The organism is Streptomyces sp. NPDC059224 (assembly GCF_042754285.1).
In the GTDB taxonomy this organism is placed as follows: domain Bacteria; phylum Actinomycetota; class Actinomycetes; order Streptomycetales; family Streptomycetaceae; genus Streptomyces.
Genome location: NZ_JBHZAN010000012.1, coordinates 189834 through 200678, shown reverse-complemented (window position 1 = coordinate 200678; position 10845 = coordinate 189834). Strand labels below are relative to the sequence as shown.

Sequence of the window (10845 nt, the reverse complement as noted above, 5' to 3'; positions counted from 1 at the left end):
GGGTCGGCGGGGGCCTCACACGGTGGCGAGGCCCCTACCGGACTCCCGTCAGACCTCTTCGACGCTGCTCGGCTCGCGCCGGGACAGGTCGATGCCGAGCTCCTCCGCAGCGCGGAAGACGTCCTCGTCGGTGTCACGCATCTCGATGGACATACCGTCGCTGGACAGCACCTCCACGTTCAGGCAGAGCGACTGCATCTCCTTGATGAGGACCTTGAAGGACTCGGGGATGCCGGGCTCGGGGATGTTCTCGCCCTTGACGATGGCCTCGTAGACCTTCACGCGGCCGGTCACGTCGTCGGACTTGATGGTCAGCAGCTCCTGGAGGGCGTACGCGGCGCCGTAGGCCTCCAGCGCCCACACCTCCATCTCACCGAAGCGCTGGCCACCGAACTGGGCCTTACCACCCAGCGGCTGCTGGGTGATCATCGAGTAGGGGCCGGTCGAACGGGCGTGCAGCTTGTCGTCGACCAGGTGGTGGAGCTTGAGGATGTACATGTAGCCGACCGAGATCGGGTCCGGGAACGGCTCACCGCTGCGGCCGTCGAACAGCCGCGCCTTGCCGGACGGGAGGACCAGGCGGTCACCGTCGCGGTTCGGGATGGTGTGCTGGAGCAGACCCGCCAGCTCGTCCTCGCGGGCACCGTCGAACACCGGGGTGGCGACGTTGGTGCGCGGGGCGACCTGGTCGGCGCCGATGACCTGGAGCCGCTGGGCCCACTCGTCGGCGAGGCCGGAGACGTCCCAGCCGCGGCTGGCGAGCCAGCCGAGGTGGATCTCCAGGACCTGTCCCGGGTTCATTCGGGACGGGACACCCAGCGGGTTGAGGATGATGTCGACCGGGGTGCCGTCCTCCAGGAACGGCATGTCCTCGATCGGCAGGATCTTGGAGATGACACCCTTGTTGCCGTGCCGGCCGGCGAGCTTGTCACCGTCGGTGATCTTGCGCTTCTGCGCCACGTAGACGCGGACCAGCTGGTTCACGCCCGGCGGGAGCTCGTCGCCCTCTTCGCGGTCGAAGACGCGGACGCCGATGACCTTGCCGATCTCGCCGTGCGGGACCTTCAGCGAGGTGTCACGGACCTCACGGGCCTTCTCACCGAAGATCGCGCGCAGCAGGCGCTCCTCCGGCGTCAGCTCGGTCTCACCCTTGGGCGTGACCTTGCCGACGAGGATGTCACCGGCGACGACCTCGGCACCGATCCGGATGATGCCGCGCTCGTCGAGGTCGGCGAGGACCTCCTCGGAGACGTTCGGGATGTCCCGGGTGATCTCCTCGGGGCCGAGCTTGGTGTCACGGGCGTCGACCTCGTGCTCCTCGATGTGGATCGAGGAGAGGACGTCGTCCTGCACGAGGCGCTGCGACAGGATGATCGCGTCCTCGTAGTTGTGACCCTCCCACGGCATGAACGCCACGAGCAGGTTCTTGCCGAGGGCCATCTCGCCGTTCTCGGTGGCCGGACCGTCGGCCAGGACCTGGCCGGTGATGATCCGGTCGCCCTCGTTGACGATGACCTTCTGGTTGACCGAGGTGCCCTGGTTGGACCGGGAGAACTTGGCGAGGCGGTACGTGATGTACGTGCCGTCGTCGTTGGTGGTGGTGATGTAGTCCGCGGAGACCTCCTGGACCACACCGTCCTTCTCGGCCTTGACCACGTCACCGGCGTCGACGGCGGAGCGGTACTCCATGCCGGTGCCGACGAGCGGGGCCTCGCTCTTGATGAGCGGCACGGCCTGGCGCATCATGTTCGCGCCCATGAGGGCACGGTTGGCGTCGTCGTGCTCGAGGAACGGGATCATGGCGGTCGCGACCGACACCATCTGGCGCGGCGAGACGTCCATGTAGTCCACGTCTTCACCGGCAACGTAGTCGACCTCGCCGCCACGGCGGCGGACCAGGACGCGGTTCTCGGAGAAGCGCAGGTCGTCGTTGAGGCCGGCGTTGGCCTGCGCGATGACGAATCGGTCCTCTTCGTCGGCGGTCAGGTAGTCCACCTCGTCGGTGACCTGGCCGTCGACGACCTTGCGGTACGGGGTCTCGACGAAACCGAACGCGTTGACGCGACCGTAGGAGGCGAGCGAGCCGATCAGACCGATGTTCGGGCCTTCGGGCGTCTCGATCGGGCACATACGGCCGTAGTGCGAGGGGTGCACGTCACGGACCTCGAAGCCGGCCCGCTCGCGGGAGAGACCACCCGGGCCAAGAGCCGACAGACGGCGCTTGTGGGTGAGACCCGACAGCGGGTTGTTCTGGTCCATGAACTGGGACAGCTGGCTGGTGCCGAAGAACTCCTTGATGGAGGCGACGACCGGCCGGATGTTGATCAGGGTCTGCGGCGTGATCGCCTCGACGTCCTGGGTGGTCATGCGCTCGCGCACGACGCGCTCCATACGGGCCAGACCCGTACGGACCTGGTTCTGGATGAGCTCGCCGACGCTGCGCAGCCGACGGTTGCCGAAGTGGTCGATGTCGTCGGTCTCGACGACGATCGAGCCGCCGCTGTCGCCGACCGTCTCGGTCTCGCCGGCGTGCAGCTTCACCAGGTACTTGATCGTCGAGATGATGTCCTCGACGGTCAGGATGCCGGCGTCCAGCGGAGCGTCCGCACCGAGCTTCTTGTTGACCTTGTAGCGGCCGACCTTGGCGAGGTCGTAGCGCTTCGGGTTGAAGTACAGGTTCTCCAGGAGCGTCTGCGCGGCCTCACGCGTGGGGGGCTCGCCCGGACGCAGCTTGCGGTAGATGTCGAGCAGCGCGTCGTCCTGGCCCTGGGTGTGGTCCTTCTCCAGGGTGGCGCGCATCGACTCGTACTCGCCGAACTCCTCGAGGATCTGCTCGGTGGTCCAGCCGAGCGCCTTGAGCAGGACGGTCACCGACTGCTTGCGCTTGCGGTCGATGCGGACACCGACCATGTCGCGCTTGTCGATCTCCATCTCCAGCCAGGCACCCCGGGAGGGGATGATCTTGGCCGAGAAGATGTCCTTGTCGGACGTCTTGTCGATCGAGGAGTCGAAGTAGACACCGGGTGAACGGACCAGCTGCGACACCACGACACGCTCGGTGCCGTTGATGACGAAGGTGCCCTTGTTGGTCATGAGCGGGAAGTCGCCCATGAAGACCGTCTGAGACTTGATCTCGCCGGTCTCGTTGTTGGTGAACTCGGCCGTGACGAAGAGCGGGGCGGCGTACGTGAAGTCGCGCTCCTTGCACTCGTCGATGCTGTTCTTCGGCGGCTCGAAACGGTGGTCGCGGAACGTCAGCGACATCGACCCGGAGAAGTCCTCGATCGGGGAGATCTCCTCGAAGATCTCCTCCAGACCGGACTTGGTGGGGACGTCCTGACCTGACTCCAGAGCCTCCTCGACCCGACTCTGCCAGGCGGTGTTGCCGAGCAGCCAGTCGAAGCTCTCGGTCTGCAGCGCGAGCAGGTTGGGAACCTCGAGAGGCTCCTTGATCTTTGCAAAGGAGATGCGCAGCGGGGCGGTGCTGGCGCCGTTGTTCATATTCGCGTTCGAGGCAGTGCGCGAGGCGGCCAAGAGGGGGTCCTTCCGAGGGCTCGGACTCACTACGCGCTCCCCGGTCCCTTCCCGGACACAGAGACGGAAACCCCAGTTCAGAGGAGGTTCGGTCGTCGGCATTCGGGTGAGGGCAGACCCCTGGTGACGGGCAGGGGACAGCTAACAGGCAGCGCAAAGGGTCAGTGTAGCCACTTGGCACACTGATGTCCAGTCTCCATTTTCTGAGACCCTCATCATCGTCAACGCCTGCGTCATCCCTGCCCTCAACGCACGTTCATGCTGCCCTCTTCAACGCACGTTCATACTGCCCTCTTCGTCGCCGATCCATGCCTCGGATTCGGACCGTTCTGGCGACGCGTCCTGAGAATTGCGCGCTGCGTGCGGTTCGTCAAGGCCCCGCTGCGCAAACCCGGTGCGCCAGGGACACGACGAAGATCACCATACCCCCCGCCGGAGCGGGTGCAAGGCAACCGTGGTCGGCCTCCCGGGAACGCCGAAGAGCGACCACCCGGATGGATGATCGCTCTTCGCGGTCCGCGCGTTACAGGCCCGAGGGGCGTGTTTCAGCGCACAGAGGTCTGCGCGACCTCAGAGGCCTTACTTGACCTCGACGGAGGCGCCGGCGCCCTTGAGGGACTCGGCGGCCTTGTCGGCGGCGTCCTTGGCGACCTTCTCGAGGACGGGCTTCGGGGCGCCGTCCACGAGGTCCTTGGCCTCCTTCAGGCCGAGCGAGGTCAGCTCACGCACGACCTTGATGACCTGGATCTTCTTGTCGCCGGCACCGGTGAGGATGACGTCGAACTCGTCCTTCTCCTCAGCGGCCTCGACCGGGGCGCCCGGGGCGGCGGGGCCCGCGACGGCGACCGCGGCGGCGGCGGTGACGTCGAACTTCTCCTCGAACGCCTTCACGAACTCGGAGAGCTGGATGAGGGTCATGCCCTCGAACTCGGCGAGCAGTTCGTCCTGGGTGAGAGCCACGATGGCTTTCCTTCCACTAATTTCGGCTGGTGCCGGATGTACATGTCTGGCGGGCGTACGTTCGGCCCGCTACGACCTCTGCCTCAGGTGCTTCGCTTGCGACGGCGAACCTCAGGCGGCGGTCATTTCGGGAGCCGAATTACTCGGCACCGCCCTGCTCGTCCTGCTTGGCACGGAGCGCGTCCACGGTGCGGACGAGCTTCGAGGGAAGCGCCTGGAAGAGCTGAGCAGTCTGCGTCTGCTTGCCCTTCATGGCGCCCGCCAGCTTGGCGAGCAGAACCTCGCGGGACTCGAGGTCCGCAAGCTTCTTGATCTCGTCGGCGGACAGCGCCTTGCCGTCAAGGACACCGCCCTTGATGACGAGGTTCGGGTTGTCCTTGGCGAAGTCACGAAGACCCTTCGCCGACACCACCGGGTCACCGGTGACGAAGGCGACCGCCGTCGGACCGTTGAACAGGTCGTCGAGCGTCGAGATCCCGGCCTCGTTGGCCGCAATCTTGGTCAGCGTGTTCTTCACCACGGCGTACTGGGCGTTCTCACCGAGCGAACGGCGCAGCGTCTTGAGCTGCGCCACGGTGAGACCCCGGTATTCGGTCAGCACGGCGGCGTTCGAGCTGCGGAACTGCTCCGTCAGCTCGGCTACCGCGGCAGCCTTGTCGGGCCTTGCCATAGAGCGTCGGCCTCCTTCCGGGTGATGAGGACCGCTCAGAAGGGGCTGAGAAAACGAAACGCCCCGGCGCAGGCGCACGGGGCGTAGCTCGACCGATCACACACACCTGAGCATGTGTCCCGGGAGCACTTCCACAGTCACCTGCGCGGGTCGTCCGCGGTTCAGCGGATCCTTCGGCCACCGCGCCCTCTTACGAGCACACGGCAACGACCAGCGGTCTTTGGCTTCTCCAGGAGAGTACGGGACCGGTGCACTGTCGAGCAAATCCGCTCCGAACGGCCGCTCTCACGAGGTCGATCCGGTGCCGCCCTGCTTCTTCAGCAGCGTCCTGAAGTCCTCGGTGTCGCCGGCCGGCGGCTGCTCGGCGGCGACCGGCACGCCGTAGTCGCTGTAGTAGGCGGTCTGGGCCATCGTGCCGCTCGCCGTGGCGGCCCTCTCGACCTTCTTGACCAGCAGGTTCTTGTCGTCGACCCAGATGTCGACGGTCTCGGTGCCGACACCGGCCTCGGTGAGCTGGGCGCGCAGTTCGCTCTCGCCGCTCAGGTCGGAGACGCTCACCGTGCCCGAGTAGTGCGTGGTGTGCACGCCGGAGACCTGCTCCTCGCCCGTCCTGCGTACGTCCCCGGAGGCGAGCAGCAGCCGCACCGACCGGTTGGGCGTGGTGTTGCGCATCAGGTCGGTCATCATCGCGCCCGAGCCGCCGCCCAGGGTCGCGAGGTAGTCGTAGGGGTACTTGATCCAGTGCTTGCCGCCCAGCTTCCGGGCGAAGGCGGGACCGACCTTGGCGTAGTAGGCGTCGTGGAGGTAGCGGGTCTCCAGGGACGTCGAGTCGAGCCTGCGCATCAGGTCGGCGGTGCTGCCTCCGGTGTAGGTGATGGTCAGCGTGCCGGTGAGGCCGTCCGCCCAGTCGAGGGCACCCTCGGCCCTCGTGGACATCAGGGAGCCCAGGGCCGTGGTGGAGCGGACCCGCACCGACCGGGCCCGCTGCGTGGACCGCTCGGCGGAGCGCAGGGCGGCCAGGGCGCGGGCGTGGTGCGCGCTGCCGCCGCTCCCGGTGTCCGGGCCGGACGAGGAGGTGCAGGCGGCCGCCCCGGTCAGCGTGATCGCCACCGCTATCGCCGGGACCACCCGGCGCACCCTCGGCCTCGTCATCTCGGCCCACCCCCCCTACGACTCCCGCACCCCCGACGCTAACCCAGGCCACCGACAGCCGGGGCCGAGGTCCTGCGACGCGGGAGCCCGCGCGGCCGGGAAACGGGACGGGCCCCGCAACCCTCCGGGGTTGCGGGGCCCGTCCTGGTGGTGACGCGTCCCTGACGCGGCTGCCGGACCGAGCGCGGGGCTCAGACGGCGGCCGGGTCCTCCTCGGTGAGGAGGTTGCGGGTGCGGTTCGAGTCGACCGGAATGCCGGGGCCCATCGTGGTGCTGATGGCGGCCTTCTTGATGTAGCGACCCTTGGCCGCGGACGGCTTCAGACGGAGGATCTCCTCCAGCGCGGCGCCGTAGTTCTCCACCAGCTTGTCGTCGTCGAAGGACGTCTTGCCGATGATGAAGTGCAGGTTCGAGTGCTTGTCGACGCGGAACTCGATCTTGCCGCCCTTGATCTCGGTCACAGCCTTGGCGGTGTCCGGGGTCACGGTGCCGGTCTTCGGGTTCGGCATCAGACCACGCGGGCCGAGGACGCGGCCGAGGCGGCCGACCTTGCCCATGAGGTCCGGGGTGGCGACGACGGCGTCGAAGTCCAGACGGCCCTTCGCCACCTCGTCGATCAGCTCGTCGGCGCCGACGATGTCGGCGCCCGCGGCACGCGCGGCCTCGGCACGGTCACCGGTCGCGAAGACCAGGACCCGGGCGGTCTTACCGGTGCCGTGCGGGAGGTTCACGGTGCCACGGACCATCTGGTCGGCCTTGCGCGGGTCGACACCCAGGCGGAAGGCGACCTCGACGGTGCCGTCGAACTTGGTCGTGGAGGTCTCCTTGGCGAGACGGACGGCCTCGAGCGGGGCGTACAGCTTCTCCCGGTCGATCTTCTCGTCCGCAGCGCGAAGGGCCTTGCTGCGCTTGCTCACAACTTGCTCCTGTGGGTTCTGAAGGAGTCGTGGTGTACGGGCCGAGCAGGCCCTGCCACGGTGGTTCTACGAAGGTGGGGATCAGCCCTCGACCGTGATGCCCATGGAACGGGCGGTGCCGGCGATGATCTTCGACGCGGCGTCCAGGTCGTTGGCGTTCAGGTCGGGAAGCTTGGTCTGGGCGATCTCCCGGACCTGCTCCTGGGTGATCTTGGCGACCTTGGTCTTGTGGGGCTCGCCGGAGCCCTTCTCGACACCGGCGGCCTTGAGGATCATCTTCGCGGCCGGCGGGGTCTTGGTGACGAAGGTGAAGGACCGGTCCTCGTAGACCGTGATCTCGACCGGGATGACCCAACCGCGCTGCGACTCGGTCGCGGCGTTGTAGGCCTTGCAGAACTCCATGATGTTGACGCCGTGCTGGCCGAGCGCGGGGCCGACCGGCGGGGCCGGGTTCGCCGCACCGGCGTTGATCTGGAGCTTGATAAGCCCCGTGACCTTCTTCTTCTTGGGAGGCATAGCTCTCCGGGTCCTTTCCATTCGGGTCCTGCCCGCACCCGGGGACCACCCGGACGCAGGCATACCGCACAACGATAACGGGTATGGATGCGCGGCCAAAAACCGAGCAGGTCAGGCGAGGCCTGACCTGCTCGGAAGTGCGATCTCCAGAAGGGACTAGTTCTTCTGGATCTGGTCGAAGGACAGCTCCACCGGCGTCTCCCGACCGAAGATCTCCACCAGACCCTTGACCTTCTTGGAGTCGGGGTTGATCTCGTTGATCGTCGCCTGCAGCGTCGCGAACGGACCGTCGGTCACCGTCACCGAGTCGCCCACCTCGAAGTCCAGCACCTGGACCTCGACCTTGCGCTGCGGCACCGGCTTGCCCTCGGCCTCCGCCGCCTCGCGCGCTGCCTTCTCCTCGGCCTCCGGCGCGAGCATCTTGACGATCTCGTCCAGGGTCAGCGGGTAGGGGTCGTAGGCGTTGCCGACGAAGCCGGTGACACCCGGGGTGTTGCGGACGACACCCCAGGACTCGTTCGTCAGGTCCATGCGGACGAGCACGTAACCGGGCAGCTTGTTCTGCTTGATGGTCTTGCGGTCGCCGTTCTTGATCTGGACGACCTCTTCCTGCGGCACCTCGGCCTGGAAGATGTAGTCCTCGACGTTCAGCGAGACGGCGCGCTGCTCCAGGTTGGTCTTCACGCGGTTCTCGTACCCGGCGTAGGTGTGGATGACGTACCACTCGCCCGGCAGCAGGCGGAGCTCCTCGCGGAGCGCCTGGACGGGGTCGACCGGCTCGGCGGGCTCTTCCGCGACGGCCTCTTCGGCCTCGTCGGCGTCTTCCTCGGCGTCCTCGTCGGTCTCTTCCGACTCCTCCGCGCCGACAGCCTCGTCCTCGTCCTCGTCCTCGACGTGGACCGCGGTCTCCTCGGCCGGCTCCCCCAGTTCGGCCTCAGCAGCCTCGAACTCGTCCTGCTCGTCCGCGCCCTCGACGATGTCGAGCTCGTCGTCGACCGTCTCGGCCGCCTGCCCGCGGGGCTCGGTGGCGTCGTCGTTCAGGTTCGGGTCAGACACGATGGCTGCTTCTTCCTGGATACATAGGGGTGGAACATGCGAAAACGGGCGCCGGTACCACGGCGCCCTTCGCTCTGTGCTCAGCCGAAGACGTACTTGGCAGCGTGGTTGAGTCCATAGTCAATCACGGTCACCAGAGCGATCATGATGGCGACGAAGAAGATCACCACGGTGGTGTACGACGTCAGCTGGTTACGAGTCGGCCAGACGACCTTGCGGAGCTCCGCGATGATCTGGCGGTAGAAGGTGGCAAGGCGCTTCAGCGGGCCCTTCTTGGCACGCTTACCGCCCTTGCGGGCCTTCTTCTTGGACTCCGACACCTCGTCCTGGGCATCAGGCGTATCGATGGAGCCCACGGCGTCCGTCATTCATCCTCACCTGATCCCGGGTCGTGGCCGTGCCGCGCCCGGTTCCTGAGCCGCACGGCGGTGCAATACTTGTACGTACATGCGCACACATCCTGGCGGTGTGTGTAGCAGGGCCGGAGGGACTTGAACCCCCAACCGCCGGTTTTGGAGACCGGTGCTCTACCAATTGAGCTACGACCCTTTGCTGTGTCCACCAACGTACCGCATCCGGCCGAGTGCTCGGAGTGCACTCGCTCGGTCGCGCCCGCTGAAGGCCAACGAGGAGTGAGTGTACGTGGTCCACGGCGCCGCGTCGAACAGAAAGTGGCAGTCCGGGACGACCGTACGGAAGATCGTCCTGGCCGCGGCCGGGATCCGGACGCTTGTTCACGGCCTGGCCCGTGCTTGTTCAGTCTGTGAAACCGGCGTGCCACGCAGGTTTCCGGTCTGAAACGATGGACCCCATGAGCGCTGCAACCCCTCCCACCGAGCGCCGGGTCTCCGCCCGAGTCGGCGCGATCTCCGAGTCCGCCACCCTCGCCGTGGACGCCAAGGCCAAGGCCCTGAAGGCCGCCGGACGCCCGGTGATCGGCTTCGGCGCCGGTGAGCCCGACTTCCCGACCCCGGACTACATCGTCGACGCCGCGATCGAGGCCTGCAAGAACCCGAAGTACCACCGGTACACGCCGGCCGGCGGTCTGCCCGAGCTGAAGGCCGCGATCGCCGCGAAGACGCTGCGCGACTCCGGTTACGAGGTGGACGCGGGCCAGGTCCTCGTCACCAACGGCGGCAAGCAGGCGATCTACGAGGCCTTCGCCGCGATCCTGGACCCGGGCGACGAGGTCATCGTCCCCGCCCCGTACTGGACGACGTACCCGGAGTCGATCCGGCTGGCCGGCGGTGTCCCGGTGGAGGTGGTCGCCGACGAGACCACCGGCTACCGCGTCTCCGTGGAGCAGCTGGAGGCGGCGCGCACGGAGAAGACGAAGGTCGTGCTCTTCGTCTCCCCGTCGAACCCGACCGGCGCGGTCTACAGCGAGGCCGAGACCGAGGCGATCGGCCGCTGGGCCGTCGAGCACGGCCTGTGGGTGCTGACCGACGAGATCTACGAGCACCTCGTCTACGGCGACGCGAAGTTCACCTCGCTGCCGGCGATCCTGCCCGAGCTGCGCGACAAGTGCGTCGTCGTCAACGGGGTCGCCAAGACGTACGCGATGACGGGCTGGCGGGTGGGCTGGGTCATCGGCCCCAAGGACGTCGTCAAGGCGGCCACGAACCTCCAGTCGCACGCCACCTCGAACGTCTCCAACGTGGCGCAGGTCGCCGCCCTGGCCGCCGTCTCCGGCGACCTGGCGGCCGTGGCGAAGATGCGCGAGGCCTTCGACCGGCGCCGCAGGACCATCGTGCGGATGCTCAACGAGATCGACGGCGTGGTCTGCCCGGAGCCCGAGGGCGCCTTCTACGTGTACCCGTCGGTCAAGGGGCTGCTCGGCAAGGAGATCCGCGGCAGGCGGCCGGCCTCCTCGGTGGAGCTGGCCGAGCTGATCCTGGAGGAGGCCGAGGTCGCGGTCGTACCCGGTGAGGCCTTCGGCACGCCCGGCTACCTGCGGCTGTCGTACGCGCTCGGTGACGAGGACCTCGCCGAGGGCGTGAGCCGCATGCAGAAGCTGCTGGCCGAGGCGCAGGACTGACC

Annotated in this window: 9 protein-coding genes and 1 tRNA gene; 1 reads left to right on the top strand and 9 read right to left on the bottom strand. The window is 67.3% G+C overall.

Features of this window, described 5'->3' with window-relative positions; translation table 11 throughout:
• Positions 1-48: 48 nt before the first annotated feature.
• The 9 genes from rpoB to ACFXI4_RS15305 form a co-directional block, all read right to left on the bottom strand.
• The gene (gene rpoB, locus ACFXI4_RS15345; protein WP_362719898.1) at positions 49-3534 is read right to left on the bottom strand and encodes a DNA-directed RNA polymerase subunit beta; all 3486 of its coding nucleotides are present in this window, start codon (positions 3532-3534) and stop codon (positions 49-51) included.
• Between the two features lie 579 nt (positions 3535-4113).
• On the bottom strand, positions 4114-4497 hold the full coding sequence (gene rplL, locus ACFXI4_RS15340; protein ID WP_384990724.1) for a 50S ribosomal protein L7/L12: 384 nt from the start codon (positions 4495-4497) through the stop codon (positions 4114-4116).
• A 136-nt stretch (positions 4498-4633) separates the two neighbouring features.
• Positions 4634-5164, bottom strand: coding sequence for a 50S ribosomal protein L10 (rplJ, locus tag ACFXI4_RS15335; RefSeq protein ID WP_362719901.1), 531 nt, complete (start codon positions 5162-5164; stop codon positions 4634-4636).
• Positions 5165-5449: 285 nt separating this feature from the next.
• Positions 5450-6316 carry a hypothetical protein gene (locus ACFXI4_RS15330; RefSeq protein ID WP_384990640.1) on the bottom strand — a complete coding sequence of 289 codons (867 nt, stop codon included), beginning with the start codon at positions 6314-6316 and terminating at the stop codon, positions 5450-5452.
• Between the two features lie 191 nt (positions 6317-6507).
• Positions 6508-7233, bottom strand: a complete 726-nt coding sequence (gene rplA / locus ACFXI4_RS15325) for a 50S ribosomal protein L1 (protein WP_351748951.1) — start codon at positions 7231-7233, stop codon at positions 6508-6510.
• Positions 7234-7314: 81 nt separating this feature from the next.
• The gene (gene rplK, locus ACFXI4_RS15320) at positions 7315-7749 is read right to left on the bottom strand and encodes a 50S ribosomal protein L11 (protein ID WP_132857189.1); all 435 of its coding nucleotides are present in this window, start codon (positions 7747-7749) and stop codon (positions 7315-7317) included.
• A gap of 156 nt (positions 7750-7905) precedes the next feature.
• Complete coding sequence (gene nusG, locus ACFXI4_RS15315; RefSeq protein WP_384990638.1) at positions 7906-8805, bottom strand: transcription termination/antitermination protein NusG; 900 nt, start codon at positions 8803-8805, stop codon at positions 7906-7908.
• A gap of 80 nt (positions 8806-8885) precedes the next feature.
• A complete protein-coding gene (secE, locus tag ACFXI4_RS15310) occupies positions 8886-9173 on the bottom strand; it encodes a preprotein translocase subunit SecE (RefSeq protein ID WP_071385039.1) in 288 nt (95 codons plus the stop codon).
• Between the two features lie 108 nt (positions 9174-9281).
• Positions 9282-9354: transfer RNA gene (locus tag ACFXI4_RS15305), tRNA-Trp, on the bottom strand.
• Positions 9355-9616: 262 nt separating this feature from the next.
• On the opposite strand from ACFXI4_RS15305, the gene ACFXI4_RS15300 reads away from it, so the two are divergent.
• Positions 9617-10843, top strand: coding sequence for a pyridoxal phosphate-dependent aminotransferase (locus ACFXI4_RS15300; RefSeq protein ID WP_362725344.1), 1227 nt, complete (start codon positions 9617-9619; stop codon positions 10841-10843).
• Positions 10844-10845: the final 2 nt, after the last annotated feature.

What these genes read in the sequence shown, in the direction of transcription:
- rplJ (WP_362719901.1), bottom strand. Translation starts at nt 5,164, where the DNA reads ATGGCAAGGCCCGACAAGGCTGCCGCGGTAGCCGAGCTGACGGAGCAG.
- ACFXI4_RS15330 (WP_384990640.1), bottom strand. Translation starts at nt 6,316, where the DNA reads ATGACGAGGCCGAGGGTGCGCCGGGTGGTCCCGGCGATAGCGGTGGCG.
- rplK (WP_132857189.1), bottom strand. Translation starts at nt 7,749, where the DNA reads ATGCCTCCCAAGAAGAAGAAGGTCACGGGGCTTATCAAGCTCCAGATC.
- secE (WP_071385039.1), bottom strand. Translation starts at nt 9,173, where the DNA reads ATGACGGACGCCGTGGGCTCCATCGATACGCCTGATGCCCAGGACGAG.
- ACFXI4_RS15300 (WP_362725344.1), top strand. Translation starts at nt 9,617, where the DNA reads ATGAGCGCTGCAACCCCTCCCACCGAGCGCCGGGTCTCCGCCCGAGTC.